Here is a 26,227-nt window from a genome sequence, read left to right on the forward strand (position 1 = left end):
CGGCGGGTGATCCGGCGGTCCTTGCGCCGGGGCCGAGATTGGGCGAAGCCATCGCAGATGGCGGATCGCAATAACATCCTCGGCGCGGTGCTGGCGGGCGGTCGAAGCTCGCGGTTCGGGACCGACAAGAGTGAAGCTCTATGGAAGGGCCGGTCGCTGCTGCGCCATGCGATCGCGAGCCTCGAGACCGAATGTGACGAGGTGGTCCTGTGTGCGGGGAATGACCGCGCGCCCGAACCCGGCATCGTGACCTTGCCCGACAGGCCCGAACCCGGTCTCGGGCCGCTGGGCGGGCTTTGTGCCGCGCTTTCCCATGCGTTGCACCACGGTTTCGATGCCGTTCTGAGCGCCCCCGTCGATGCCCATCCGGTCCCAGAGGGATTGGCGGACCTCCTCGGCAATCCCGGCCCGGCGGTTCTGGCGGATCACTGGCTGCTCGGCCTCTGGCCTGCCGCGCTGGCGCCGCAGTTGGAAAAGCATTTACGCGCAGGCCATCGCTCGGTCCGGTCATGGATCGAAGCCTGTGGGGCGCGGAGGGTCGATTTCTTCGGGCAGCCGCCGGTCAATCTCAACAGCCCGGACATGCTGGCTGCGCTGGAGGACGGGCAGACGCTTGGCGAGGGGGCGGAAATCCACGCTTTGCGCGTGATGGACTTCGCGACCGGCCAGGTCAGCGAAACGCCCCGCAGCGTCCCGGTGGAAATCCCGGTCGCGATCGAATTCAACGGGATCGGCTATGCAGTAATGATGGCCACGCCGACCGATCTGGAGGACTTCGTCACGGGTTTCGCATTGGCGGAGGGATTGGCGCAGAGCGGCGCAATCGGAGAGGTCGATCTCCATCGATCCGGGGGCGGGTGGGTGGCTCGCGCCAATCTTCCGCCGGAAAGCCTGCCCCGGCTTTTGGAACGCGCGCGGACCCGCGTTTCGGAAAGCAGTTGCGGCATATGCGGGATCGAATCCGTGGCGGCCGCGCTGGCGCCTCTCATTCCGGTCGATTGTGTTCCCGAGGTGAAGCCCGCGGCGATCCACCGCGCCCTGTCGCACATGCGTGGGCACCAGCGTCTCGGCACGGCGACCGGAGCTGCTCACGCAGCGGCATTCTGTTCATGGGACGGAGACATCCTGCTGCTGCGCGAGGATGTCGGACGGCATAATGCGCTGGACAAGCTGATCGGTGCCCTGTCCCGCCAGGGAATGCGGAGCGACCGGGGCTTCGCGCTGCTCACCGCGCGGTGCAGTCAGGAATTGGTCGAGAAGACCGTGCGCGCCGGAATACCCATGCTGGTGACAATCAGCGCCCCGTCCAGCCTCGCGATCGCGCGAGCAAGGGAAGGGCGGCTGACTCTGCTTGCGTTGGCCCGCGACGACAGCGCGCTCGTCATCACCGATCCGCACCGGCTGTTCTGAGCAGCGCGGCGATCAGATGACCTGAAGCCAACCCGGCCTGGAGCGGCGCCACGGGGATATACCGGCGATCTGGAAAAGACGCGGCTTGTCCTCGATCGTCAGTGTCCGGTTCGCGATCGAAACCACTCCGTCCGTCCGCAGCTTCTTGATCAGGCTGTTGGTGTGGACGCTACTGACCCCGATCAGCTCGCCGAGTTCGCGCTGCGTCAGCGGCATGAAAAAGCTTGCCGTCGGCGCATCGTCGACCTGGCCGTTGCGTTCGTAGAGGCGCAGGATGAGCGCGGCGAGGTTGGTGAGGGCGGACGCCTGTCCGGTCAGGGCCAGACGCTCCATCAGCAGCGAGCGCTCCTCCTGCGATATCAGGAACATGATCGCGGCAAGCCGGGGGCTGTTGGCGAACAGGGCGCCGAGCTGCGGCTGCGATATATGTATTACCTTCGCCGGGGTAAGCGCCACGACCGTATCGATCGGTTCCTCCATCGCGAGGCCGGGAAGACCGAGGAGATCGCCGGGCAGGTTCGCGGTAATCAACTGACGTGAACCGTCCGCAAGAACCACGGCGCTCGCGGCCCACCCGTCGAGCAGCAGATACAGCTCGCGCTCGCCTTCGGACCGGATGATATCGCCGCGCGCGAATTCGCTCGTGGGTCCTTCGAAGGTGAGCAGGCGTTCGATTTCGGGTGGATCCAGTTCGGCGAATCCCGCCAAGCGTGAGATGATCCGTTTTCTGTTCGCGGCGGGGGAACTATCCTCTTGTCGATCTGTCATTCCGTCTTTTCACCTGAAATTTCGGCCCGGATCAACCTCGGACCTAGCTTCCCCGATCGAGGGCCGGGGCAGGAATTAGGAGGAAACGGTCAAGGCATAGTCGAGCCGCAGGGGCTCGTAGGATCGGCCCGCATTGCGTCTCAGCCGCGCCCTGTCCATCAGGCTGATCAGGCCACGGCTGCATCGCAGGCACGCTTCCCCTTCGAGGATATGCAGCGCATCCGTCACGCTCGCGCGCCGCACGCCGAGTTGGACGGCGAGGCTGCCATGGGTGAGCTGGAGGAAATCGCTGTCCACCCGGTCATGCAGCATCAGTAGCCAGGCACTCAGGCGCTGCTTGAAGTTCCCGCGATCGCGGGCGCGGATCATCCAGCCGAGCTGGCTGGAATAGGAATGCATGAAGCTCAGTAGGGAGAGCGACAGGGTCGGACTGGCGAGACAGGCCTGCTGCAAATCCTCCACCGTAATGGCGAGCGTCCAGCCACCTTCCATCAGGACTGTCGCTTCCATCGCATCATCGACGGTGCCACCCAGCATCGCCGACAGCCCCACGATACCCTCGCGACCGACCATGCCGATCCCGCTTCCCTGATCGGCGAATTGCACGCACGCGACGAGCGTGACCGGGAAATAGACCAGACGGGCTTCGTCGGGCGAGTGGGTAAGAGTGTCCCCGCTCTGAAACCGAAGGCGCAGCAGGTGCGGTTCGAGACAATCGCGGTCCGCCTGGCTCAGCGATGCAAGAAAGCCATTGGCCAATCCGGTCATGCCGTCTTCCGGCGTTGTGAAAGGCATTGCTCAACTCCCCGCGCTGCATGCCGAGGCCTTTGTGGCCACGATCTTTTGCAGGCTGGGACAGGATGTATCCGAGCGAAGCGGTCACGAAGATCAACCATTTTAATTTTCAGCGGTTTGAAGCCATTTTTTCGTACGCTGCCGTACCCAGCACTGCGCGATGAGCCCGTCGCGGTACGTTACCCCTCGTTAAGCCAGATCGAGTCCCGAGGGAGTTTCCGATGCCAGACGATCAGAAAATTATTGAGGTCTTCGAGGCTCGCGAGGGCCGCAGGGCGAGCCGTCGCGACATGTTTCGCGGCTTCGCCGCCGCTTCCGCCGCGGCAGGGGGCTTCGTCCTCGCCAACAAGTCCAGCCCCGTCGCCGCGCAGAGCGTTTCGGACGGCGACATTCTGAATTTCGCGCTCAATCTCGAATATCTCGAAGCGCAATTCTACGTCTACGCCGCGAGCGGAGCCGGTCTGCCGGAAAGCCTGCTTTCGGGCACCGGCACCAGGGGCCAGGCCACGGGCGGACGCCGCGTAAACTTCACTGATCCCGCCGTTGCAGCCTATGCCCGCGAGATCGCGGCCGACGAGCAGGCCCATGTCGCCTTCCTACGTGGCGCACTCGGCTCCGCCGCCGTCGCGCAGCCTGCGATCGACATCAGCGCCAATCCGAACGGCGCCTTCTCCACCGCAGCGCGCGCCGCCGGGTTGATCGGGCCGGGCCAGTCGTTCGACCCCTATGCCAGCGACGAGAACTTCCTCCTTGCGGCCTATATCTTCGAAGATGTCGGCGTGACCGCCTATAAGGGCGCCTCGCCCCTCGTCAGCAACAAGACCTTCCTCGAAGCAGCGGCCGGCATTCTGGCGGTCGAGGCCTATCACGCGAGCCTGGTGCGCACGACGCTCTATGCGAAGGGAATGCAGACCCCGGCCCTCATCGACGCCTCGATCGCGATCTCGAACGCGCGCGACAGCCTCGACGGGTCGAGCGATCTCGACCAAGGGCTGACCACGAGCCAGATGAGCGGCGGCACGGCGAGCAACATCGCGCCGCTGGACGCAAACGGCCTCGCTTACAGCCGTTCGCCCGGACAGGTCCTCAACATCGTCTATCTCAACAATATGGCCGTCACCGGCGGGGGCTTCTTCCCCAACGGCGTCAACGGCACCCTGCGCATGAGCGCGGCAAACTAATTAAACCGAGAGGATACGAGCATGAAAGACCGCGATATCATCCTTGAGGTCATGCAGGCCGGAGCCGATCGTCGCCTGGAGCGCCGCCGGTTTCTGCACTTCGCCGGAGCCAGCACCGCAGCGTTTTCGCTGGTGGGCTGTGGCGGGGACGACAACACGCCGCCGCCGATCGGCGGAACGCCGGCGCCCACGCCCGCTCCGACGCCCGCTCCTACGAGCGCGCTTAACGATGGCGACGTGCTGAACTTTGCGCTGAACCTCGAATATCTCGAAGCGCAGTTCTACCTCTACGCGGCCACCGGATCGGGGCTGGCGAGCAATCTGCTCGACGGGACCGGGGCGCGGGGCGAAGCGACGGGAGGTCGCAAGGTCAATTTCACCGATCCGCTGGTGGCGCAATATGCGCGCGAGATCGCCTCGGACGAGCGCGCGCACGTCGCGTTCCTGCGCAGCGCGCTCGGCACTGCTGCGGTGGCGCAGCCGGCGATCGACATCGGCACCGCGCCCAATGGCGCCTTCTCGTCCGCTGCGCGGGCGGCGGGCCTTGTTGGGCCGGGGCAGAGCTTCGACCCCTACGCCAACGACAACAACTTCCTCCTCGCGGCCTACATCTTCGAGGATGTCGGTGTGACAGCCTATAAGGGCGCCTCGCCGCTCATTACCAACAAGACCTTCCTCGAAGCGGCTGCCGGTATCCTCGCGGCGGAAGCTTATCACGCGGGGCTGGTTCGCACGGTTCTGTATCGCAAGGGGCTTCAGGCGCCCGCGCTGATCGATGCCAGCGAAGCGATCTCGAACGCGCGCGACAGCCTCGATGGCGCGAGTGACCTCGACCAGGGTCTGCGCCCGCGCAGCACGCCCTTCGGCGAAGGATCGAACATCGTTCCGGCCGACAGCAATGCGATCGCCTACAGCCGCAGCACCGGACAGGTTCTCAACATCGCCTATCTCACGGCCATGTCGACGACCGGTGGCGGCTTCTTCCCGAATGGGGTGAATGGCAATATCCGCATGAGCGCCGCATAAGGCCGATGGCTGCGAAGAGGAGGTGGCGACCCCGTCGCCCCTCCTCATACCAACCACCTGCGGACGACTGGGCTTTCAGGTCCTACCCAAGGCGCGGAGCCATTGCGCTAGCCCCGGCTGGGCCGCATCACGGTTGCTTATCTGTTGCGGGGAATGGAAGCGTAGACGGCGGAATGCCGATGGCGAAAGGCCATAGCGACTCTTGAACGCCCGCGAGCAGCCCGCTCCATTGGCAAATCCGTTGCGCCGGGCGACTTCATGAAACGGCTCTCCATTCGTCCGCTCCAGATCGCCGAACACGTTCGATAGCCGCCAGTTGCGGATCACCGACGCGACGCCTCCGAGGGACTCGAACTGGCGATAGAGGGTGGGGCGGGAGACGCCGAAAACCTCGCAGATCGCCCTTGCATCGAGATCGGGATCGGACAGGTTCTCGCCGATATAGGCCTTCACCCGATCGACGAGCGAGCCCTCACGAGCATCGGGAGCCAGCCTCTGGCGCCTCGGCATACGCAGGCAAAGGCGGACGATTTCGGCAGTGACCTGTGCCACCGCATCGATCTCATCCCGATCGATCGTGGGGCAGATTCTCAGCAGCTCACGCATATGGGATGCGAGCAGAAGATTGGCCGTGTCGTCCGATCTGAGCACCAGTCCATGAAAGAAATCGGTGGTGGCTAGCGGATGCAAGACGGATTTCGGAACGATCATCGTGATGTTGCTGAAGTCGGGCGCTCGCGTTTCGAACCCGAAGGCGAGATCGAAGCAGCAGACATCGCCAGGCTCGACAGAAATTTCAGTCCCTTCCGCCTGGCCGGTGAAACCGCCCGTAAGATAAATCTGGACCATCATGTGATCGATCTGGCTGCGCTGAATCACCGCTTCGTTCCGGGAAAACGCCTGCGCGGACGCCGAAGATTGGCCGATCAGGATCGGCCCCAGGGCATAGGATGAAATGGTCGCCTCAAATTCGGAGCCGAGCGGTTCGACATCGAACAGCAATTCCACCGCCGTCCGCCATTCCTGAAGGCACGTGCGCGCGGCGGGCGCGGTCGGCCCGATGGTGAAGCTGGGAATGCCCGTCACTGCGGCATACCGTAAAGATGATCCCCCAATTCGACCATAGCAGGCTCTATTTGGGCCTGTCATAAGCTGGTCAAAGTGTCTCAAACTTCGTTCAATTTGTCTCATCAAGCAAGATTCTTTTTGCCCTCAAGATTCTTTTGATGAAAGGCCCGTCGGATATTGGGAAAAGACAGTCCCCCAGCGCCTCCGATAAGATACTGAATAGAATATAGTTCGGGTGTGATGGGAAAGGATAGAGAGACTGTCGGGACGCATGTGCCGGCGCCCTTCGCAAGGCGCCGAATATTTATCGAGCGTGCCGGAGATCAGCCGAATAATGGGCCAAGCGGTTCAACCCAGTTCAAATCGATCGATCTTTTCTGCCGACGCTGCTTCGAGCCAAGCTGAACGATCGGATCGGCCCACAATGACGCCGGGAGACCGCTCCAAATCAATTGAGGCCGAGCATGGAGAAGACGAAACGACGTTCTTCGCCTCAGGCCGATTGCCGAGCAATCTTACCGGTGAGATCGGGCGAGCTTTTTCGCAGGAAGTGGCTCTTGCGATTGTCGACAGGAAGGCGCGCGTGGTGTGGAGCAACGCGGCAGGTTCGCGAATTCTGAAGAGCTTCCACATGCTGGCACGCGGATCGGCACGGATGGAGATCTCGGACGCGGAAACTGACGACCGTTTGCGCACGCTTCTGCGTGCGGGGCCAGCTACCGAGCGATTGGTTGTCCGCAATGATCCCGCGAATGAATGGGTGGTCCTGCACTGCCTATCACTGGAGCTGGAGGGTAAGCCTGCCCGGCTGATTCGCTTCTCGCTTTCGGCGCCTAGGACGAATTGCCGATCGAACGGTTTTGCGGTGCAGTTCGGTCTGACGCCAACGGAATGCACGGTCGTCGATCTCTTCGCGCATCTGGACTGCGTTCAGGCTATTTCCAAGCAGATGGGGATTGGCGCCGCGACGGTCCGCAGCCATCTCAAGCACATCTATAACAAGACGAGCGTCCACAACGCCCGTGAACTGGTGCGGCTAATCGTGGCTTTCGACGCGGTCTAAGCGGCTCGAGTCGTTTAAGTAATGTACCGACCTAGGGTTTTGGACCGGATATGTACCAGTTTGAAACGTAGCTAGAAACGCGGACGATTTGAACCAAACCTACCCATTTGGGGGGCGCGAATCGTTAAGGCCCCCTTTACAAACCATTAACGACGAGAGGCTCTCAGAGCCCGCGTGGAGGGGGAATTTCATGTACGGCTTTGGCCTGAGGCGCGGCCTGCGCCTGTCTGTTCCGATTTTGTTATCGACAATGGCGGTGCCGGCTTCGGCGCAGGACCTATCCTACGAACCGATCGATCCCAGCTTCGGTGGCAACCCGTTCAATTCCGCGCATCTTCTCGGCGTCGCCAACGCTCAGAACGATTACGACGATCCAGACCGCGCCACCACCAATTCGCAGGCCGATATCTTCGCCCGCCAATTGCAGTCGCGCCTTCTGTCCGCTCTTTCGTCGCAGATCGTGGACGCCATCTTCGGTGACAATCCTCAGGAACGCGGGACGATCAGCTTCGGGGGCCAGACGATCAGCTTCGTGCGCGGGCTGACCGAGATCACGCTCACCATCACCGACAACGCCACCGGGGAAGTCACGACCATCGTGATCCCGACCTTTATCGATGTCGACTGACCGATGGCTATGATGCATCATTCTGTTCGTAGCCTGGCGCTCTCGGCGATCGTTGCCATGAGCCTGACCGGATGCGCCACCGTGACCGAAGACGGCCGCACGAACTTTCCGGAAACGCGCTCGAAGGCGTTCGTGCCGGACAAGACGCAAACGCAGACCTTGCTCGAGAGGCTGCCTGCTCCGTCCCGCCCGATCGCCGTCGCAGTATACGGTTTCACCGACCAGACGGGCCAGTTCAAGCCGACCGAGGCGGGGCAGACTCTCTCGCGCGCGGTCAGCCAGGGTGGCGGGTCCATCCTTGCCAAGGCGTTGCAGGACGCGGGCAAGCGCAAGTGGTTCACCATCGTCGAGCGTGAATCGCTAAAGAACCTGTTGTCGGAACGCCAGATCATCCGCGAAATGCGCGAGCGCTATCTGGGCGAGGAACAGGTCAATCCGCAGGCGCTACCTTCGCTGCTGTTCGCGGGCGTGCTGCTAGAAGGTGGGATCGTCGGCTACGACACCAACACCGTGACCGGCGGATATGGCGCCGCGTTTCTCGGGATCGGCGGGAGGAGCGAATACCGACAGGACACTGTGACGGTCTATCTGCGGGCCGTATCGGTCAGGACCGGCGAGGTCCTGACCACGGTTACCGCTTCGAAGACGATCGCCAGCCAAGCCATAGGGGCCAACGCCTTCCGCTATGTCGCGTTCAAGGAATTGCTCCAGGTCGAGGCAGGCTACACCACGAACGAGCCCGATCAGCTGGCTCTCCAGCAGGCCATCGAGAAGGCGGTTTACGGCCTCGTTCTCGAAGGTGTCGAACTCGATCTGTGGCAGTTCGAGAATTTCGAGGCCGGCTGGCCTCTGTTGTGGGAATACAAGCGCGAGCGTGACGGGAAGGTGGATCCCGAAGCGATCGAACAGGCGATGCGCGATGCGCCGCCTGCCGCGCCCCAACGTATCAAGCGATCCGCCGCGATCGACAATGTCGAAAGCGGGCCCCGCGATGGAAAGGGGGATGGCCGCATGAATTGACCCGCGTCGCAAGGCGCGGTGCCTGAAAGATCGTCGGATGCCGGACTCCGCGATCGAATGAGAGATGTCCGGTGGCCGAACGTTCGATTTGCAGATCGGGCGGTCGACCGGTGAATAGAAAAGGCGCGCCGAAGTTGCAGCTTCGACGCGCCCGGTTCGACAAAGCTGCTGTGCGTCAACAACCAAGTCTGTCCAAATCCGTAAGGAAAAGGACAGGCATGGTTATCGACCTCCGGAGGGAGATTTACAACCATGTTTCATAGGCCAGGTCATCCGTCCTACGCCCACATGGTTAATCGCGCGCTAACGGCGCGGTTCCCGCTCCTCCTTTCGAAAAAGCAGCCAAAAACTTTTGAGTCCGGACAACGGGCCGAAGCTGACCCACTTCCGCAACCGGCGGTCGCGGGTCGGGCCGCACTTCTCGATCTTTAGGAGCATGAAATGAAAAAGCTTTTCCTCGCCTCGGTTTCCGCGATGGCCTTCGCCGCCACGCCTGCTCTCGCGCAGTCGGCACCCGCGGCTCCCGCATCGCCTTCCGCTGTCCCCGGCATCCCGGAATGCGCTGAAGCCGACAATAACTGTTCGGTGATCAATCAGGACGGCACCAACCTCACCGCTACCGTCTCTCAAAGCGGCGATGGCAATGTCTCGGACATCGACCAGAACCAGGGGTCGACCGGTGCCAAGGCAACAGTGACCCAGACGGGTGAGGATGCGTCGTCCTACATCCTTCAATCGAACGCGGGCATCGCGAACTATCCGACCAAGGCGGTCGTGCGCCAATCCGGCGTCGGCTCGGAATCGGCGATCCTTCAGACCGATACGCGCAACCATTCCGCGCTCGTGACGCAGGTCGGCGACAGCAGCTCGTTCATCGCGCAGAATGGCGGGCTCGATACCTCCGCCGAGGTCCTGCAGAACGGCGGTAGCCAGAACACCGCGATGGTGTTCCAGGAAGCCGGCAACAAGGCCAGCGTTGGCGACAGCAATCCTGGCAACACCAATAGCGGGATCATTCAGACCGGCTCTTCGAACAATTCGGAGATCTATCAGGGCAATTTCGCCAGTGCGACGCCGACCGGTGCCACCGGGGTGAAAGCCTCGAACACGCAGATCGGCAGCGACAACGACTCGATGATCATCCAGAACGTCACCAACCCGGCTGCCGGTGGCACGTCCGCCCAGCTGGTGACCGTCGATCAGACCGGCGACGGCAACGTCTCCTCGGTCGTTCAGACCGGGATCCGCGACGCGCAGATCGTCAAGGTTCTCCAGAGCGGTAATGACAACCTGTCGCGGGTCGAACAGTCGGACCCCTCGGATTCCGCTGCTGGCAATTTGGCCAACGTCCAGCAGTATGGCGACCAGAACGACAGCTTGGTCGATCAGTCCTCCTATACCGGCACGGTCAATGTCACACAGACCACGGTCGGCGGCATCAACGCAACCAGCCCGCGCGACCGGTTCGGCGACACCGTTCGCAGCAACTTCTCCCGCGTGACCCAGTCCAACACCGGAGAAACTGTCGCGACGCTCACCCAGGACGGGCAGCTCAACCGCTCCGACATCAGCCAGTCCAATGCGAGCGGCATGGCGGAAGCGACTGTCGATCAGGACGGTATCTTCAACAACTCGGATATCGTGCAGACTGCTGCGGCCACCGCCAACGTGACGCAGGCGGGTGATTATGGCGACAACGACTCGATGGTGGACCAGTCGGCGGACGGCGCGATGGCTACGGTGACGCAGAACGGCGACAGCACTGCGCCGACCTACTTCCCGAGCAACCAGTCGTCTATCACGCAGGCTTCGGCGGCGACCGCCGATGTCGAGCAGACCGGTCAGCAGAACCTGTCCGACATCATGCAGGACGCAGGCGCTGCCGGTGCCCTCGCCACGGTCCGCCAGACGAACCCCAATGCGTCCGCCGGTGCGGGTGACATCAACAGCTCGATGATCACGCAGTCTTCGCTGACCAGCGCATTCGTCGAGCAGATCGGTGAAGGCAATGACTCGATCGTCAATCAGTCGGGCACCAACACCGTGCTGGCGACCAACACGGTCGCGGCGGTCGAAATCTCGCAGCTGGGGAATGACGGCTATTCGCGCGTCGGCCAGTCGGGCACCGGCAACGAAGCCAGCCTGACTCAGCTGGCCGGCTCCAGCGAAGCACATTCCGAAATCGACCAGTCGGGTTCGGACAACTTCGCCACCGTGATGCAGGGCGGGTTCGACAACGCATCCTACATCACGCAGTCGGGCGAGGGTAACTTGGCGACGGTCAGCCAGACCGCGGCAGGCAACGTCTCGACCATCACGCAGGCCGGTATGAACAACACCGCCACCGTGACCCAGAGCGGCAGCAACACGCCCATGTAACCGAATTGGCCGGCGCTCCGATCGGGGCGCCGGCCATTCTCTTTTGCTGATCCTCAACAGGGAGGAAATACCGTGAAAAAATCCATTCTAATCGGCGTTTCGACCATCGCGCTCCTTGCAGCGCCCGCAATGGCCCAGAACAACACCAGCACCGCCACGCAGACCGGCTCCGGCCAGGACGCGACCGTCGTTCAGTCCGGTGCACTCAGCACCTCGACGATCACCCAGAGCAATCGCAACAATCTCGCCGATATCCAGCAGCAGGCGGATACCAACGGTGCGAAGAGCGAAGTAACGCAGACCGGCGAGGGTGCCCGCGCAAGCGTCATCCAGGTCAGCGATGCGGCGGATTCGGAGATCGAACAGGAGGGCGGCGCCCAGAATGCTTCGGTCTATCAGGACGGATCGAGCACCTCCTACATCGCACAGAGCGCGCGCTTCAACGAAGCAAGCGTCAGCCAGACCGGCAATGGCAATGACAGTTCGGTGATCCAGACCGGCGTGAACGGCGCGGTGGGCGATCCCGACAATGATTACGACAGCGCCGATCCCGACAACCGCGTCGGCGTGACGCAGAACGGCGATTTCAACCTCAGCACGATCATGCAGAGCGGCGACAACACGGTTGCCGACGTCATGCAGACGGGCAATGCTAACATAGCCAATGTCAACCAATCGGGCGATTTCGCGAATGCGGTCGTGATCCAGGATGGTAACGGCAACAATGCGAATGTCATGCGTCAGAGTGCCGATGGCACCGGCGATGCCTCGCCGCCGACCCAGCCGGTCGAAGGCGAGGATTTCGCGGACGCGTTCATCAGCCAGACCGGTGACGACAACGCCGCGACCATCACGCAGGATGCCGCCCCGTCCTTCGCCTCGATCACGCAGACGGGCAGCGAAAACGCATCGACCATCGCGCAGACCGGGACCGCCGCGGGCGCCTCGGCCGTCACGCTTCAGACCAGTGACGGCAATACCAGCCGCATCACGCAGAGCGGCGGCGCGACGGCCAGCGTCACGCAGGGTGGCGGTGTCAACGGGCTCGGCTCGCGTCGTTGGGACGGCGACGAATTCCCGCCCCCGAGCGGCAGCGGCGAAAGCTTCGCCAACAACGTCTCGCTGATCGACCAGTCGGCCGATGGCGCGAGCGCGACGGTGGGCCAGAACGGCATCCTCAATCGTTCGAGCATCATGCAGAGTGCTGCGGCCAGCGCGGGTGTCACGCAGTCGGGTGTCTACAACACCTCGATCATCGATCAGAGCGGTGCCAGCACAGCCACCGTGGATCAGAGCGGAACGCACGCCCGCAATGCCTCGCGCATCACGCAGGCCGGAAGCAATTCGGTTGCCGAGGTGGACCAGGACGGGTCGAATCTCGCCGCCCCAGCCAATGCTCCGACCAATGAAAGCCTGGTCGCACAGTTCGGCGACAACAACCGCGCTTTCGTGATGCAGGAAGGCGATGAGAACTTCTCCTCGACCACGCAGAACGACGATGGCGGTTCGATCTTCGTCAACCAGACCGGCACCAATCTGATGTCCAATGCGTCGCAGACAGATCTGGGCGGGACGATCTATGTCGACCAGTTCGGCGAGCGACAGTCGTCGGACGTCGCGCAGACCTCGCGCTTCCAGACCGCGCGCGTGCGGCAGGAAGGATCGGACAACACGTCGGACATCGACCAGTCGTCGGTCGCAGGCATTGGCACCATCACCATGGCTGACGGCGTCACGAACGTGTCCTATGCGAACGTGAACCAGTCGGGGAGCGGAAACGACTCTACGATCGAGCAGACCGGGTCGAGCAATTTCGCCTATGTCACCCAGAGCGCGTCGGGCAACCAGGCGACGATTACCCAGTCGGGCGACGTGACCAGCGCAATCATCACGCAGTCGGGTTCGGACAATCGTTCAAACGTGACGCAAACAGGTTTCGTCACCAACTTCCCACCGTTCCTCACCGATACCGCGATCATCCAGACCGGCGATCGCAACCAATCGGATGTGGTGCAGGACGGGGCGTGGAGCTTCACCGGGGACAGGGCGTTCGACAACACCGTCCGCTCGCTTCAGTCTGGCGACGACAACCGGTCCTTTATCGATCAGGCGGGCCTCGATCCGCGGGCGGCCCTCACCCAGAGTGGCGATGGCAACCTCAGTGATATCGATCAATCGGGGACAAACAACTTCTCGGATATCTTGCAATCCGGCAACGGCAACACCTCGCTCGCCATGCAGACCGGGTCGAATGGCGTCCTGTCCGTCGTTCAATCGGGTGATGACAGCAAGTCGACTGTCACTCAGTCGGGTGATCTGAACTATGCCGCCGTCGATCAGTCGGGTTCGAACCAGACCTCGACGATCACCCAATCCTCGATCAATCGCACCTTCTCTTACAGCGCCGGTGCGAGCGTGACCCAGTCGGGGGCCGACAACGTTTCCGATGTCAACCAGTCGGGCGCGGGCGGATTCGGCAATTTCACCTCTGGCGTGACGGCTTCTCCCGTCGCGAACGTGGTGCAGAACGGCGTGGGCAACGAGAGTGATATCGACCAGACCGGAATTGGTAATATCGCGTTCCAGACGCAAACCGGCGACGGTAACGACAGCACCATCCTGCAGGATGGCGCCGACGGAGAGACGCGCGTGGCGCAGACCGGAAACGAGAACTTCGTCTCCGCGACGCAAACGGTGACTGGGCCGAACTTCCTGTCGCAGGGGCGTATTCTGACGGTGCAAAGCGGCAATGAGAACCGGGCCACGGTGACGCAGGACGGTATCGCAACCGACAATGCGTTCGACGCTGGAACGCCTTCTCTGGCGGTCTACACCAATCAGGTCGGGGACGCGAACGTCCTCACCGTTTCGCAGTCCGGGACCGATGATGTTGCCTTCATCGATCAGATTGGCTTGTCCAACGCGACGACGGTGAAGCAGCTCACCGGAGGATCGGCGAACTTCGTCGACTCCGACCAGACCGGGGAACTTGGGCTGTCCGAAATAACTCAGGGCGGGAGCCAGAACCGGGCACTCCTGAGCCAGGGTGGCCTGGAGAACGAAAGCTACATCACCCAGTCGGGCATGATGAATACGGCTGACGTTACCCAGACCGGAACGGGCGCGATCTCGACCATTACCCAGGCGGGCATGAACAACACCGCCACCGTCTCGCAAGGCGGTAATTAACCCGGACGCACCGGGCGGCGACACGCGCCGCCCGGTGCGCCTTCGGGCTCTTTAATGTCCCTGTCGCATGAGCGCTGCGGACAAAGACAAACACCAATTTCCGAGGGCGCTGCCATGACAGTCAGAATACGACCAGCTCTTCTCACGCTTGCCGCGGCCTTCGCCGCGCCGGCGGGAGCGCAGTCCGCAGCGCCGCAATGCGATGGAGACCCGACCATGCCGAAGGATGGAAAGACAACGATCGTGCGCACCGGCGAAGGGCACACCGCCCGGATCACGCGCAGCGGCGACGGAACCGTCCGCGTCGAACAGCATGGCAAGGATCACGCCGCTTTGGCTATCCAATCGGACGATGGCAGCGTTCTCGACATCGCGCAGTCGGGCGAGAGCGCGTCCGCGAATGTCACCCAGGTCGGCGGATGCAATTCTTCCCGCCTGACCCAATCCGGCAACGGCAATTCAGCCACCGTCGTCCAGCGCGGTTCGGGCAATAGTACCGTGGTTCGTCAGGGGAACAGCGATGACTGAAATTGCGCTCAAAAACCCACTGGCATCACTCGCGATCGCTGTCGCCTTGATTGCGAGCTCGCCAAGCGTGGCGAAGACGCCCGGCACGCCGCCCGGAAATCCGTGCGCGAAGTCGAACGGAAATCCCTGCAACGGAAACAATGGGAACGCCGGTGCGCAGGGTAATGCCGGAAGCGCAAATCCCCCCACGACGCCCTTGATTATCTCGCGGCCCAATGCCGATAGGGGCGCCTTCATCGATCAGATCGGCAGCAGCAATCGGGCGGCGATCGAACAGAACGATCCAGGCCATTATGCGCGCATCGATCAGGACGGATCGGACAATCGCGCCACCTCGACCCAGGAAGGCACCGGCTCGCACTATGCGCGCGCGATACAGCGTGGATCGGACAATGCGCTTCATATCACGCAGAGTGGCGACGCCGCTCAGGTTGCGCTTGCCGAGCAGAGCGGCGAGGGCAACCGCATGACCCTGCGCCAGATTGGCGGAAGCGAGATGGACGGCATATTGGCGATCCAGTCGGGGGCTTCCAACCTGCTCGACCTCACGCAGAACGGAGGCGACAATCAGGCCGAAATCCGCCAGAACGGGAACGCGAATGCCGCGCTGATCACGCAAAACGGTGGGAACCAACTGATGCTGATGCAAACGGGCGACAATCTTGCCATCGCGATCGACCAACCCGCAGGTCAGGCGCTGACGGTCACCCAGGGTCGCTAGATGCGGTTGCGCACTCTCTCGCTGGTGTTCGTCGCATTCGCGTCGGGCGCATTCGGACAAGGTGTCGACCAGCGGGTCGAGCTCGAGGAATTTGCCGTCGATCCCGATGAGCGGGGTGGAGGTCCGAGCGATCTGAATGTCAGTCAGATAGGTGAACCGGCAGGCGCCAACACATCGGGAAAAGTGTCGTCCGGTCCGATCGATACGGACCGCTCGATCCTCCGATCGCCTCAGAGGGATGGAGCGGATACTGGGGTCGCGCAGGTTTCGCGCGCCGCGTCCGATCTTGCAACAGCGCAGGTCGCGCGCGGCGAAGGCGATCTGCGCAGCGTCCAACCCGATGCCCTGTCTTCGCCGGACCAGAGCGCTCCCGAGGGCGTGACGAGATTGGGCGGCCAGGATCGCTGCGATCCGCAGGTGGATCAGTCGCTCTACCGTGCCTGCCTGCGAATCCTGGAAAGGCGTGCCGGGGATTTCGCGGCACCGACCGCCCCTGTGCTGAGCGCTGAAGAAGCCTTGCTGGCGCAGCGACGGGCGGATGACGAGGACCCGGCAACGCTGACGATCGAACAGCGCATCCGCCGCGCATCGCAGACGGCTCCCGATGCCGAATTGTCGAGCAATCAGGAGCTCGCGTCGCTCTTCCTGCCTGGCACGGCCCCTCCGCCTGCGCAGCCGGTCGAGGACAGCACCACGCTGCAAGGCGCGAACCTCGAAGCGGTACTGAAAGCTATCGGTCTGACGGTGCCTCCCCAGCCCTAAATCCTCGCGTCGCGGTAGAGCGTGCTTATTGGGTGCACTGTCATCGTCACGAACCGCTGATCGCGACGTAAGCCCCGATCGCGATGACGAGCATGGCAAATCCCCGCTCGAGCACGCCTTCGCGCGCGCCGAGCTTCTTGCCGATGACGATGCCGGACATGGTGCCGAGGATTCCTCCCGCGACCAGCAGGCCGGTGATCAGCCAGTCGACCAGGCCGGAAATCGCGTAGGACCCTGCCGTCGTCAGGCCCAGCGCCGTCACCACCATAAGCGAGCTGCCCACGGCGTAGCGGAGCGGCATCGCGGCGGCGAGCATCAGTCCCGGCACGATCAGGAAGCCCCCGCCGATCCCGAAGAAGCCGGCGGCAAGGCCGGTCAAAAGGCCTATTGGGATCAGGCGAGGTAGCAGCAGGCGCGCGCTTGTCCGGGTCAGGCGGACGTCGGGCGCCAAAATCGTGCTTCGTTTCCGCAGCATGGAGATACCGACACCGATCATCAGCAGTCCGAACAGTGTAAGCAGGCGCTGCCCATCGAAGGCCTTGCCGAGTTCCGCGCCGATCGCGGCGCCGACGACCCCGGCCAGCGCGAAGACGCTCGCGCAGCGCCATTTCACGTTTCCGGCGCGGGCGTGTCCGACCAGGCTGGCCATAGCATTGGCGCTCACCGCGACGGCCGCCGTGCCGATGGCGGCATGGGTCGATCCGATCCCGACCACATAGACCAGCAGCGGCACTGCGAGGATCGACCCGCCACCCCCCACCAGCCCGAGGATCAGGCCGATGGCGCCGCCGGATATCAGCGTGGCGATGATGGTGGCGAGGTCCATATCCGGGTCAGACGTTCGCGCGCCGGTTCCAGGGAAGCGCGCGCAGCATCTCGGCCATCCCGCACCATCCGGTCGTCCCGGCAAGGACAAGTCCCGCGCCGACGAAGGCGGACAGCCCGAAGAGGGCGGGCGACCACAGGAAGCCGAGCAGAACGCCGATCAGGACAAGCGCTCCTGCCGCGATCTGCACCTGTCGCATGATCTCGATCGGTTGTTTTTTGTCGAGCACGGTCGGTTGTCGCGCCGCGCGCCACGCATCGATCCCACCTGTCAGGACGAAAGCTTGGGCATCTCCTGTGGCGGCTGTCAGGCGCGCGGCGTTCGCTTCGGTCCGCATTCCCGAACGGCAATGGAAGATGACCGGCGAAGGGCAGGGGCCGAGTTCGCCGATCCGATCGAGCGGGACGTTCGTTGCGCCCGGAATGTGTTCGCGCGCATATTCGTCCGTCCCGCGAATATCGATCAGGCGCGCGCCAGCCTGCATTGCGGCTTGGGCGTCGGACGGGTCGAGAGGAAGGCAGGTCATCGCATCAATCCTTGCAGTAGAGTTGATAGAGAGTGGCGAGCAGCGTCTCGACCCGCGCATCCGCGATCGAATACCAGAGCGTCTGGCTTTCGCGCCGGTAGGCGACCAGGCCTTCGTCCCGCATCCGCGCAAGGTGCTGCGAGCAGGCCGACTGGGACAATCCGACATCGTGCGCCAGATCGCCGACCGTGACCTCGCCATGTTCGACCAGCTTGCACAGCAGCATCAGCCTGCGGGCATTGCCGAGCGCCTTCAGCGTATCGGCAACCCCGCTGGCTTTCGCCTCGAAGGTTTCGAGATCCATCGGTTCGAGCATCGCTTCACTCCATTAGCTCTTGCTTATATAGGGAGGCGATCTATATTAGCAAGAGCTAATGGAGTCAGATTATGAGCCAACCCGTCATCGAGGCCTTCTTCGACGAACCAACCAATACGATCAGCTATCTCGTCGGCGATCCCGCCACCCATATCGCTGCCGTGATCGACCCGGTGCTCGATTTCGATCTCGCCAGTGGCGAGGCCGATACGCGCAGTGCGGAGCGGATCCTCGCATTCGCGAAGGACAAGGGGTGGGAGATCGCGATGGTGCTGGAAACCCACGCCCATGCGGATCACCTCTCGGCCGCGCCTTTCATCAAAGCGCAGACCGGTGCCTCGATCGGGATCGGCGCCCATATCCGCGACGTGCAAAAGATTTTCCGTCCGGTCTTCGCGATGGACGATCTCGCGGTCGACGGGTCGGATTTCGATCGCCTGTTCGAAGACGGAGAACGCTTCCGCATCGGCGAGCTGGAGGTCGAGGTGATGCACGTTCCCGGCCATACGCCGGCGGATGTCGCCTATCTCGTCGCCGATGCCGCCTTCGTCGGCGACACGCTCTTCATGCCCGATTACGGCACGGCCCGCGCCGATTTCCCTGGCGGCGACGCGCGCACGCTCTATCGTTCGATCCGGCGCCTGCTGGAATTACCCGACGAGACGCGCCTGTTCCTGTGCCACGATTACAAGGCGCCTGGACGGGACGAATATCGCTGGGAGACCACGGTCGGCGAACAGAAGCGCTCCAGCATCCACATCCACGAAGGGATGAGCGAGGACGATTTCGTCGCCATGCGCGAGGAACGCGATGCGGGTCTGTCGGTCCCCAAGCTCCTCCTGCCATCCATTCAGGTCAACATCCGCGCCGGTCGGTTCGAGGAAGCGGAGGCCAATGGCGTCACCTATCTGCGCATCCCGGTGAAATGGAATTCCGACAATTCGGCGTGAGTGACAGAGGCGACCGACATGGTGGGTATCCTCCTCACCGTCACGCCGTGCGTCGCACGACCAGACGCGGAGGCATCACGATGCTCTCGGTGTCCTCCCCGGAGATGCGCCGGATCAGCAAATCGACCATTGCGAAGGCCCCGGCGCGGATATCCTGGCGGACGGTCGTGAGGGGCGGGGTGGTCTGGGCGGCGAGCGGAAGGTCGTCGAAGCCGACGATCCGCACCTGATCGGGCACGGCGATGCCGAGCGCCTTCAGCCGCGCGAGGCTGGCGATGGCGAGCGTATCGGTCGCGGCGAAGATGGCGTCTCCGCGTTCGAAGGATCGATCGAGATTGGCGGCCACTTCGGCTTCCAGCCGATCGCTCGACAGGTGGCTTGTCAGCGGAGTGACCGTCACGCCCGATCGCCCTGCGGCATCGAGCGCACCGGCATAGCGGGCAGCGAATTCGACGGCGGAGGTGTCGCCGAGGAAATAGATATGCCGCGCGCCGCTTTCGATCAGGCGCTCGGTCGCAAGCCTGCCGCCGAGGCGATTGTCGGTGCCGACCACGCAATGGCGCTGCCCCTCGGCATGATTGCCCCAGACCACCATCGGCAGATAGCCGTCGGCGGCGTCCTCGATGCGATCGAACTGGTCGGACTGGCCGATCACCAGCAACCCGTCGATCATGCCCGAACCGATGAAGCGATCGAGCCAGTCCTCGTCGCGCTCGGGGATGACGCGGCGCAGCATCAGGTCATATCCACGCTCGGTCAGCGCATCGGCGAGATGGCCCAGCAGCGTGATGAAGAACGTGTCGGAAATCTGCTGCCTGCTGTCATGCCCCAGCGGGATGGCGATACCGATCACGTCGGTCTTCTGGCGGCGCAGGCTGCTCGCCATCTTGTTCGGTCGAAACCCGTGATCGCGGGCGAGGGCGACGATGCGTTCGCGCGTGGCCGTATTGACCAGGCTGTTGCCCGCCAAAGCCCGGCTGACAGTGCCCGCAGAGACCCCGGCGATCCGCGCGAGATCGCTGAGAGTGCGGACGGCGGGACGCGCCTTCGGAGTTTCCTGCTCGCTCATTCGACCGGCGTTTACACCGGTCTAGGCTGGTGGAACAGGCGGTGCGGTGACAGCGTGGGGGACAGGCCGAGCGGGGCGTCCCCCGGCCTTCACGAATAAGGTCGCGACCGCGCCCAAGAGCATCAGCGCACCGCCCAGCATCAGCGCATTGCGCGGATCTCCGCCCAGCAGGGGTTCGTAGATAAACGGCATCGTCACCGTCTCGATCAGCATCGGGATCACGATGAACATATTGAAGATCCCCATGTAGATGCCCGTCCGCGCAGGCGGGATCGCATCGGTCAGCATGACGTATGTGTTGCCCATCATGCCCGCCCAGCCGATTCCGATGCCGAGCATCAGGACGAACAATCCGGCTTTGTCGTCCATCCCCGGTATCATCAGCATGGCCGCGCCCGATGCGGCGAGACAGGCGGCATGGACCGATCGCGCGCCCAGACGGCGGACGATGGGGATCAGGGCCATGGCGGAAATGAAAGCGACGAAATTATAGAAGGCGCCGATCTGCTGCGCAGTCAGAGTCGCTTCGCGGAATGCCGCGCTTTGCGGATCGGCGGTGTCGTAGAGCGAACGACCGACGGCGAAGGCGATATATTGCCAGTAGACGAACATGGCATACCACTGGCACAGCATCGCGAAGGCGAGCTGGCGCATCGGCTTCGGCATTTCGCGGATGGCGATGGCTATATCCGCAAGCGCGGAAGACGCGGATAACGGGCGTTCGGCAAGCGCGGCCTGCTCGGCTTCGCTCAGCGGCAATTCGGGCACGCGCCAGATCGACCATACGATGGTGCTGATCGACAGGATCGCACCGATGACGAAAGCGACGCGAACGATCACGGGAATGCCGTTCGCATCGAGCACGTCTTTCGCCACGAACGCCGTCAGCAGGGTGGGGGCCATGTAGCTCAGCGTCTGGGCTAGCCCGGTGAAGGCGCTTTGCGTCAGAAAGCCGACCGGCCGCTGGTCGGGCGCGAGGCGGTCGGACACGTAGGCGCGGTAAGGCTCCATCGTGATGTTGTTGCCCGCATCGAGGATCCACAAAAGCGAGGCCGCGACCCACAAAGTGGGGGAATAGGGCATGGCGAACAGGGCCAGCGAACACAGGATCGCCCCGATCAGGAAATACGGGGTGCGCCGCCCGAGGCGGCTCGACGTGCGATCGCTGAGAGCGCCGACGATCGGCTGGACTATCAGGCCGGTCATCGGCCCGGCCAGCCAGAGCAGGGGCATGGTAGCCTCGTCCGCGCCGAGGAATCCGTAGATCGGTCCCATATTGGCCTGCTGCAGACCGAAACTGAATTGCAGCCCGAAGAAGCCGATATTCATTTCGATGATTCGCAGCAGGGAAAGCCTTGGCTTTGCCGCATTTATCATGGCCAATCCTCTCAAATATGGCCCTCTGACCGGGGCTGTTAAGGGTATTGATGACAGGAAAAGGGGCATCTTGCAATCGTTTGCAATAAAACTGTTGCAAACGATTGCAACTGAGGTAGGTCTAAATGCGAATCGCGCAATCGACGCGAACGCACCAGGAGAGTTGCCATGAAGATCCGTCACACCCTCGCCCTGAGCGCTGCGCTTTCGGCTTTCACCACGCCCGCTTTTGCGCAGGATGCTGCGACGCAGGACGAGGTCCCGCCCGCTATCGATGCGTCTGAGATCGTCGTCACCGCGGTTGCGCGCGGGCAGAACGTGCTCGACAGCTCGGTCTCGGTCAGCTCGCTCAACAGCGAGGCGATCGTCGATCTGGCACCGCGATCCTCGGCCGAGCTGATCCGCCAGATTCCGGGCATCCGTTCGGAAAGCTCAGGCGGCGAGGGCAATGCCAATATCGCCGTGCGCGGCCTGCCGGTCGCCTCGGGCGGTGCGAAGTTCCTCCAGCTCCAGGAAGACGGGCTCCCAATCCTCGAATTCGGCGACATCACGTTCGGCAATGCCGACATCTTTCTTCGCACCGATTATTCCGTCGCACGGGTCGAAGCGGTGCGCGGCGGGTCTGCTTCGACCTTCGCGTCTAATTCGCCGGGCGGCGTCGTCAACTTCATCTCCAAGACCGGCACGCGCGAAGGCGGCTCGCTCGGCCTGACCGCCGGGCTGGACTATCGCGAATTCCGCGCCGATTTCGACTATGGCGGCAGCATCGATGCCGACACGACTTTCCATATCGGCGGTTTCAGCCATATCGGCGATGGGCCGCGCGATGTCGGCTATGACGGGGCCCGCGGCGGCCAGATCAAAGCCAACATCACGCGCAATTTCGCCAATGGCTATGTCCGCGTCTATGGCAAGTATCTGAACGATCACTCGGTCGCCTATCTGCCGAATCCCGTGCTCGTCAGCGGGAGCGATGCCGACCCGACCTATACCAGCATCGCGAATTTCTCGATCAATTCGGATTCGCTCCATTCGCCCAATTTCAGGCCGATCACGACGCTCGATCAGGCGAATCAGGTCGAAACCTACAATATCAACGAAGGGATGCATCCCAAGGTTCTGGCCGGCGGTCTCGAAGCAGAGTTCGATATCGGTGCTTTCACCGTCACCAATCGCTTCCGCTATGCCGATATCAGCGGCGCCTTCGTGTCGCCTTTTCCGGGTAGCGTGACCGGAGCGCAGGCTGCGGCCAACGCGATCGGCGGACCCGGCTCCAGCCTCTTTTATGCGAGCGGCCCGCAGGCAGGCCAGATCGTCGCCAATCCCGCGACCCTTGGCGGCAACGGGCTGGTGGCCAACATCGTCACCTTCAACACGCGGCTCAACAGCCTCGACAATCTCACCAACGATCTTCGTGCGACGACCGAGTTCGATTTCGGCGGCGGTTCGGCAAGCCTGACGGGCGGGTTCTATTATTCGCAGCAGGATATCGACACTGCGTGGCTGTGGACCTCGCATCTGATGAGCGTGGAGGGCAATGGTGATGCCGTGTTGCTGGACGTGCGCAACGCAGCGGGCGTCCCGCAAACCCAGAACGGCACGGTCGGTTACAGCGCCGCGTTCTTCGGCAATTGCTGCCGTCGCTCCTACGATCTCGAATACACGACCAAGGCGCCCTTTGCCGCGCTCGGCCTGGAATTCGGCGGGCTGTCGCTCGATGGCAGCGTGCGCTGGGATTTCAGCGAGGCCAAGGGCAGGACGTTCGGCGACGGCCCGGTGACGACGCGTGACATCAACGGGAACGGGACCATCAATCGGGCGGAAACGCTGGTCAGCGTGCTGCCGACCACAGGTGCCGCGCTGGTCGATTACGATACGGATTACGTGTCCTACTCGGTCGGTGCGAACTATCTTGTCACCGATTCCTTCTCGATCTTCGGACGCTACAGCCGGGGTGGCCGGGCCAATGCGGACCGCATCCTGTTCAACGCCAACAATGTCGATCCGGCGACCGGTGCCCTGCGCAGCAGCGACGTGGCGGTCGATTTCGTCAAGCAGGCCGAAATCGGCGCCAAATACCGCTCCGGCGGCCTGTCCTTCTACGCCACCGTCTTCGATGCCCGGACCGAGGAAGAGAATTTCGAAGCGACCACCCAGACCGTCTTCAGCAGGGCCTACAAGGCGCGCGGCGTGGAGCTGGAAGGCGCTTACCGGATGGGTCCGTTCAGCCTGTCGGGCGGCGCGACCTACACCGATGCCGAGATCAGCCGCGACAATATCAGCCCGGCCAATGTCGGCAACACGCCGCGTCGCCAGGCCGACTGGATCTATCAGGCGACCGCCGCCTATGACAGCGAGCTGTTCGGCCTCGGCGTGAATGCGGTGGGCACGAGCGACAGCTACGCGCAGGACAGCAACCAGCTGGTTCTGCCGGGCTTCACGGTCATGAACGCCTTCGTGAACCTGCGTCCGACAGATGGCATCACCCTCTCGCTGAATGCCAACAATGTGTTCGACACCAAGGGTTTCACCGAAGCCGAGGAAGGGTCGATCCCCGCCAACGGGATCGTGCGGGCGCGCTCGATCAACGGGCGGACGCTGTCGGCTTCGGTCCGTTTCGACTTCTGATGACCGATCGCCCGGGCCGGGGGCTCTCCGGCCTGGGCGGCATTCCAGCCCTTATGCGAATTTCCGGGGAAGCATTGTGACCACTGCATGGACCAAGGCTCATACCGCCAAGATCGATACCGCACGCTGTCCGTCAGTACCGGATGTCGGTACCCAGCCACGCCCCATGGGCGGTGCGGATCGCTATTACTGGGACATGTGGGCGGTCCAAAATGGCGACGGGACGATCGCCCGTCTGGGTGGGCGGGAGATGTGGATGGCGCTATCCGCGCCCGACCGGGGTGACCCGGACGCCCGCCATTTCGAGGCCGATATCCGCTGGATCGAGCGGGGGGCGAATGGCTGGGAGGACAAGGGCCCCGTCCTCCCGCCCCATGCCGCGCCATACGAGCGGGAATGGGCCGGGTCGGCGCTGCTCGACGATGGCAGGCTGACTTTGTTCTTCACCGGCGCCGGTATTGTCGGGAAGCCGGGCGGCTATCAGCAGCGTCTGTTCGAGGCGAGCGCGCCGGTCGCTTCGGATGGCACGATCGGCGAGTGGACTCTCCCGCGCCCCTCGATCGACAGGCTGACGCCCGAATATTGCGCGGCGGACGCGCATGAAGGGGAGGCCGGAAGGATCAAGGCGTTTCGCGATCCGGCCTTCTTCCGCGATCCGATGGACGGCGCGGACTATCTGATCTTCACCGCCTCGCTCGCCGGGAGCGATTCCGACTATAACGGTGCCGTCGGGATCGCGCGACGCGGGGATGCCGGATGGTCGCTGCTGCCGCCGCTCGTCCATGCGGACGGGGTCAACAATGAACTCGAACGCGCGCATATCGTCTTTCGGGACGGAATGTATTACGTTTTCTGGGTGACCCAGACCTCCACCTTCGCGCCCGATGTCCCCACCGGACCGACCGGGCTTTACGGGATGGCCGCGCGCTCTCTGGTAGGTCCGTGGACGCCGCTTAACGGCAGCGGGCTCGTGCTCGCCAATCCGGCGGACGACCCGCGCCGCGCCTATAGCTGGTTCGTGAGCGCGGAGGGCGTGGTGGCGAGCTTCGTCGACGACCCCGGGGGCCAAGGCTTCGTCGGAGCGCCAGCACCTCTGTTGCAGCTCGCTTTCGACGGCGAGACCGTGAGCCTGGTCGAAGAGGTGGGGGCGCCATGATCGGCGGTATCGAAGCTGGCGGGACGAAATGCGTGCTCGCGGTCGGCGAGACGCCAGATTCGATCGCTGCCACGCACACGATACCCACCCGCAACCCCGACGAAACCGTGGCCGAAGCGCTTGACTGGTTCTCCACGCAACCGTCCCTGACGGCGCTGGGGCTGGCGACGTTCGGCCCGGTCGGGCTCGACCGGGAGCGAGCGGATTACGGGCATATTCTGGCGACGCCCAAGCCGGGATGGAGCGGGTTCGACCTGGCAGGTGCGCTGGCCGATGGGCTGCATGTGCCGGTAACGGTGGATACCGACGTCAACGCCGCCGCGCTTGCCGAGGCGCGGGCCGATGGTTCGGTCCGGTCGCTGGCCTATATGACCGTGGGCACCGGGATCGGCGTCGGCCTCGTCATCGATGGCCGCTGCGTCCATGGCGCCGCGCATCCTGAGATGGGCCACTATTATCCGCGCCGCCCCGTGCACGACGACGCATTCGCTGGCGTGTGCCCCTTCCACGGCGATTGTCTGGAAGGCCTGGCGAGCGGTCCCGCAATCCTCGCGCGCTGGGGAGCGACCCTGTCCGACCTGCCCGAAACGAGCGCCGCGCACGAACGCGTCGCGCATTATCTGTCGCAAGCGTGTCATACGCTGTTCGCGACGACATCGGTCGAAAAGGTGGTTCTTGGCGGCGGCGTGCTGCAAACGCCGGGCCTTCGCGAGCGGATTGCTGAGCTGGTGACGGAACTCGATGCCGGTTACCTGCCGGGTGGCAACCGACACCAGATCATCGCCCCGCGCCTGGGCCAGATGTCGGGCATCACCGGAGCCATGATCCTCGCCGCCTAGCA

The 26,227-nt window shown here is 63.3% G+C and carries 23 protein-coding genes and 1 pseudogene; 16 read left to right on the forward strand and 8 right to left on the reverse strand.

Features of this window, described 5'->3' with window-relative positions; translation table 11 throughout:
• Positions 1 to 57 precede the first annotated feature (57 nt).
• Complete coding sequence (gene fdhD, locus GRI47_RS15240; protein WP_160659972.1) at positions 58 to 1,410, forward strand: formate dehydrogenase accessory sulfurtransferase FdhD; 1,353 nt, start codon at positions 58 to 60, stop codon at positions 1,408 to 1,410.
• A 12-nt stretch (positions 1,411 to 1,422) separates the two neighbouring features.
• Here the strand turns inward: fdhD and GRI47_RS03495 are convergent, their stop codons facing one another.
• Together GRI47_RS03495 and GRI47_RS03500 are read right to left on the reverse strand one after the other, a co-directional pair.
• On the reverse strand, positions 1,423 to 2,118 hold the full coding sequence (locus GRI47_RS03495) for a Crp/Fnr family transcriptional regulator (RefSeq protein WP_160659973.1): 696 nt from the start codon (positions 2,116 to 2,118) through the stop codon (positions 1,423 to 1,425).
• Between the two features lie 135 nt (positions 2,119 to 2,253).
• A complete protein-coding gene (locus tag GRI47_RS03500; RefSeq protein ID WP_160659974.1) occupies positions 2,254 to 2,973 on the reverse strand; it encodes a Crp/Fnr family transcriptional regulator in 720 nt (239 codons plus the stop codon).
• Positions 2,974 to 3,194: 221 nt separating this feature from the next.
• On the opposite strand from GRI47_RS03500, the gene GRI47_RS03505 reads away from it, so the two are divergent.
• Both GRI47_RS03505 and GRI47_RS03510 read left to right on the forward strand, forming a co-directional pair.
• On the forward strand, positions 3,195 to 4,154 hold the full coding sequence (locus GRI47_RS03505) for a ferritin-like domain-containing protein (protein ID WP_160659975.1): 960 nt from the start codon (positions 3,195 to 3,197) through the stop codon (positions 4,152 to 4,154).
• Positions 4,155 to 4,175: 21 nt separating this feature from the next.
• Positions 4,176 to 5,180, forward strand: coding sequence for a ferritin-like domain-containing protein (locus tag GRI47_RS03510; RefSeq protein WP_160659976.1), 1,005 nt, complete (start codon positions 4,176 to 4,178; stop codon positions 5,178 to 5,180).
• A 75-nt stretch (positions 5,181 to 5,255) separates the two neighbouring features.
• Here GRI47_RS03510 and GRI47_RS03515 read toward each other — a convergent pair whose 3' ends face one another.
• Positions 5,256 to 6,266 carry a helix-turn-helix domain-containing protein gene (locus GRI47_RS03515; RefSeq protein ID WP_160659977.1) on the reverse strand — a complete coding sequence of 337 codons (1,011 nt, stop codon included), beginning with the start codon at positions 6,264 to 6,266 and terminating at the stop codon, positions 5,256 to 5,258.
• Positions 6,267 to 6,672: 406 nt separating this feature from the next.
• Between GRI47_RS03515 and GRI47_RS03520 the strand changes: the two genes are divergently transcribed.
• The 9 genes and pseudogenes from GRI47_RS03520 to GRI47_RS03555 all read left to right on the forward strand — a co-directional run bounded on the left by GRI47_RS03520 (position 6,673) and on the right by GRI47_RS03555 (position 16,538).
• Entirely contained in the window at positions 6,673 to 7,311 is a 639-nt protein-coding gene (locus tag GRI47_RS03520; RefSeq protein ID WP_160659978.1) for a helix-turn-helix transcriptional regulator, read from the forward strand.
• Positions 7,312 to 7,501: 190 nt separating this feature from the next.
• The gene (locus GRI47_RS03525) at positions 7,502 to 7,939 is read left to right on the forward strand and encodes a curli assembly protein CsgF (protein WP_202387166.1); all 438 of its coding nucleotides are present in this window, start codon (positions 7,502 to 7,504) and stop codon (positions 7,937 to 7,939) included.
• Between the two features lie 57 nt (positions 7,940 to 7,996).
• Complete coding sequence (locus GRI47_RS03530; RefSeq protein WP_237452607.1) at positions 7,997 to 8,959, forward strand: CsgG/HfaB family protein; 963 nt, start codon at positions 7,997 to 7,999, stop codon at positions 8,957 to 8,959.
• A gap of 441 nt (positions 8,960 to 9,400) precedes the next feature.
• Positions 9,401 to 11,338, forward strand: a complete 1,938-nt coding sequence (locus tag GRI47_RS03535) for a hypothetical protein (RefSeq protein WP_160659980.1) — start codon at positions 9,401 to 9,403, stop codon at positions 11,336 to 11,338.
• A gap of 129 nt (positions 11,339 to 11,467) precedes the next feature.
• Positions 11,468 to 11,974, forward strand: a pseudogene (locus GRI47_RS15325) (hypothetical protein); the annotation flags it as partial.
• A gap of 558 nt (positions 11,975 to 12,532) precedes the next feature.
• Positions 12,533 to 14,527 (forward strand): beta strand repeat-containing protein, encoded by a 1,995-nt coding sequence (locus GRI47_RS15330; RefSeq protein ID WP_419956993.1) that lies wholly within the window; start codon positions 12,533 to 12,535, stop codon positions 14,525 to 14,527.
• Between the two features lie 216 nt (positions 14,528 to 14,743).
• Positions 14,744 to 15,055 carry a hypothetical protein gene (locus GRI47_RS03545; protein ID WP_160659982.1) on the forward strand — a complete coding sequence of 104 codons (312 nt, stop codon included), beginning with the start codon at positions 14,744 to 14,746 and terminating at the stop codon, positions 15,053 to 15,055.
• Positions 15,056 to 15,251: 196 nt separating this feature from the next.
• Complete coding sequence (locus GRI47_RS03550) at positions 15,252 to 15,776, forward strand: hypothetical protein (RefSeq protein WP_160659983.1); 525 nt, start codon at positions 15,252 to 15,254, stop codon at positions 15,774 to 15,776.
• Complete coding sequence (locus GRI47_RS03555) at positions 15,777 to 16,538, forward strand: hypothetical protein (RefSeq protein WP_160659984.1); 762 nt, start codon at positions 15,777 to 15,779, stop codon at positions 16,536 to 16,538. It begins immediately after the preceding gene.
• 46 nt (positions 16,539 to 16,584) lie between these two features.
• Here the strand turns inward: GRI47_RS03555 and GRI47_RS03560 are convergent, their stop codons facing one another.
• From GRI47_RS03560 to GRI47_RS03570, 3 genes are read right to left on the reverse strand one after another with little or no spacing between them, the layout of a single operon-like run.
• Positions 16,585 to 17,364 carry a sulfite exporter TauE/SafE family protein gene (locus tag GRI47_RS03560; RefSeq protein WP_160659985.1) on the reverse strand — a complete coding sequence of 260 codons (780 nt, stop codon included), beginning with the start codon at positions 17,362 to 17,364 and terminating at the stop codon, positions 16,585 to 16,587.
• 7 nt (positions 17,365 to 17,371) lie between these two features.
• Positions 17,372 to 17,890 carry a rhodanese family protein gene (locus tag GRI47_RS03565; protein ID WP_160659986.1) on the reverse strand — a complete coding sequence of 173 codons (519 nt, stop codon included), beginning with the start codon at positions 17,888 to 17,890 and terminating at the stop codon, positions 17,372 to 17,374.
• A gap of 4 nt (positions 17,891 to 17,894) precedes the next feature.
• On the reverse strand, positions 17,895 to 18,206 hold the full coding sequence (locus tag GRI47_RS03570; RefSeq protein WP_160659987.1) for an ArsR/SmtB family transcription factor: 312 nt from the start codon (positions 18,204 to 18,206) through the stop codon (positions 17,895 to 17,897).
• Between the two features lie 71 nt (positions 18,207 to 18,277).
• Between GRI47_RS03570 and GRI47_RS03575 the strand changes: the two genes are divergently transcribed.
• Complete coding sequence (locus GRI47_RS03575; RefSeq protein ID WP_160659988.1) at positions 18,278 to 19,156, forward strand: MBL fold metallo-hydrolase; 879 nt, start codon at positions 18,278 to 18,280, stop codon at positions 19,154 to 19,156.
• A gap of 40 nt (positions 19,157 to 19,196) precedes the next feature.
• Here the strand turns inward: GRI47_RS03575 and GRI47_RS03580 are convergent, their stop codons facing one another.
• Positions 19,197 to 20,225, reverse strand: coding sequence for a LacI family DNA-binding transcriptional regulator (locus tag GRI47_RS03580; protein WP_160659989.1), 1,029 nt, complete (start codon positions 20,223 to 20,225; stop codon positions 19,197 to 19,199).
• Between the two features lie 21 nt (positions 20,226 to 20,246).
• Complete coding sequence (locus GRI47_RS03585) at positions 20,247 to 21,602, reverse strand: MFS transporter (RefSeq protein ID WP_160659990.1); 1,356 nt, start codon at positions 21,600 to 21,602, stop codon at positions 20,247 to 20,249.
• Between the two features lie 168 nt (positions 21,603 to 21,770).
• Here GRI47_RS03585 and GRI47_RS03590 point away from each other — a divergent pair, with 168 nt between their 5' ends.
• The 3 genes from GRI47_RS03590 to GRI47_RS03600 all read left to right on the forward strand — a co-directional run bounded on the left by GRI47_RS03590 (position 21,771) and on the right by GRI47_RS03600 (position 26,225).
• Positions 21,771 to 24,230, forward strand: coding sequence for a TonB-dependent receptor domain-containing protein (locus tag GRI47_RS03590; protein ID WP_160659991.1), 2,460 nt, complete (start codon positions 21,771 to 21,773; stop codon positions 24,228 to 24,230).
• Positions 24,231 to 24,306: 76 nt separating this feature from the next.
• Positions 24,307 to 25,386 (forward strand): glycoside hydrolase family 68 protein, encoded by a 1,080-nt coding sequence (locus GRI47_RS03595; RefSeq protein ID WP_337190629.1) that lies wholly within the window; start codon positions 24,307 to 24,309, stop codon positions 25,384 to 25,386.
• Entirely contained in the window at positions 25,383 to 26,225 is an 843-nt protein-coding gene (locus GRI47_RS03600; protein ID WP_160659992.1) for an ROK family protein, read from the forward strand. The genes GRI47_RS03595 and GRI47_RS03600 overlap by 4 nt, the downstream gene beginning before the upstream one ends.
• Positions 26,226 to 26,227: the final 2 nt, after the last annotated feature.

The organism is Qipengyuania pelagi, assembly GCF_009827295.1.
GTDB lineage: Bacteria > Pseudomonadota > Alphaproteobacteria > Sphingomonadales > Sphingomonadaceae > Qipengyuania > Qipengyuania pelagi.

Excerpts from the sequence above, each read along its gene's own strand:
- GRI47_RS03575 (WP_160659988.1), top strand. The coding sequence starts at position 18,278 with ATGAGCCAACCCGTCATCGAGGCCTTCTTCGACGAACCAACCAATACG.
- GRI47_RS03525 (WP_202387166.1), top strand. The coding sequence starts at position 7,502 with ATGTACGGCTTTGGCCTGAGGCGCGGCCTGCGCCTGTCTGTTCCGATT.
- GRI47_RS03560 (WP_160659985.1), bottom strand. The coding sequence starts at position 17,364 with ATGGACCTCGCCACCATCATCGCCACGCTGATATCCGGCGGCGCCATC.
- GRI47_RS03510 (WP_160659976.1), top strand. The coding sequence starts at position 4,176 with ATGAAAGACCGCGATATCATCCTTGAGGTCATGCAGGCCGGAGCCGAT.
- GRI47_RS03535 (WP_160659980.1), top strand. The coding sequence starts at position 9,401 with ATGAAAAAGCTTTTCCTCGCCTCGGTTTCCGCGATGGCCTTCGCCGCC.
- GRI47_RS03585 (WP_160659990.1), bottom strand. The coding sequence starts at position 21,602 with ATGATAAATGCGGCAAAGCCAAGGCTTTCCCTGCTGCGAATCATCGAA.
- GRI47_RS03500 (WP_160659974.1), bottom strand. The coding sequence starts at position 2,973 with ATGCCTTTCACAACGCCGGAAGACGGCATGACCGGATTGGCCAATGGC.
- GRI47_RS03570 (WP_160659987.1), bottom strand. The coding sequence starts at position 18,206 with ATGCTCGAACCGATGGATCTCGAAACCTTCGAGGCGAAAGCCAGCGGG.
- GRI47_RS03580 (WP_160659989.1), bottom strand. The coding sequence starts at position 20,225 with ATGAGCGAGCAGGAAACTCCGAAGGCGCGTCCCGCCGTCCGCACTCTC.
- GRI47_RS03600 (WP_160659992.1), top strand. The coding sequence starts at position 25,383 with ATGATCGGCGGTATCGAAGCTGGCGGGACGAAATGCGTGCTCGCGGTC.
- GRI47_RS03555 (WP_160659984.1), top strand. The coding sequence starts at position 15,777 with ATGCGGTTGCGCACTCTCTCGCTGGTGTTCGTCGCATTCGCGTCGGGC.
- GRI47_RS03565 (WP_160659986.1), bottom strand. The coding sequence starts at position 17,890 with ATGACCTGCCTTCCTCTCGACCCGTCCGACGCCCAAGCCGCAATGCAG.
- GRI47_RS15330 (WP_419956993.1), top strand. The coding sequence starts at position 12,533 with ATGCAGAGTGCTGCGGCCAGCGCGGGTGTCACGCAGTCGGGTGTCTAC.
- GRI47_RS03520 (WP_160659978.1), top strand. The coding sequence starts at position 6,673 with ATGACGCCGGGAGACCGCTCCAAATCAATTGAGGCCGAGCATGGAGAA.
- fdhD (WP_160659972.1), top strand. The coding sequence starts at position 58 with ATGGCGGATCGCAATAACATCCTCGGCGCGGTGCTGGCGGGCGGTCGA.
- GRI47_RS03590 (WP_160659991.1), top strand. The coding sequence starts at position 21,771 with ATGAAGATCCGTCACACCCTCGCCCTGAGCGCTGCGCTTTCGGCTTTC.
- GRI47_RS03545 (WP_160659982.1), top strand. The coding sequence starts at position 14,744 with ATGCCGAAGGATGGAAAGACAACGATCGTGCGCACCGGCGAAGGGCAC.
- GRI47_RS03505 (WP_160659975.1), top strand. The coding sequence starts at position 3,195 with ATGCCAGACGATCAGAAAATTATTGAGGTCTTCGAGGCTCGCGAGGGC.
- GRI47_RS03530 (WP_237452607.1), top strand. The coding sequence starts at position 7,997 with ATGAGCCTGACCGGATGCGCCACCGTGACCGAAGACGGCCGCACGAAC.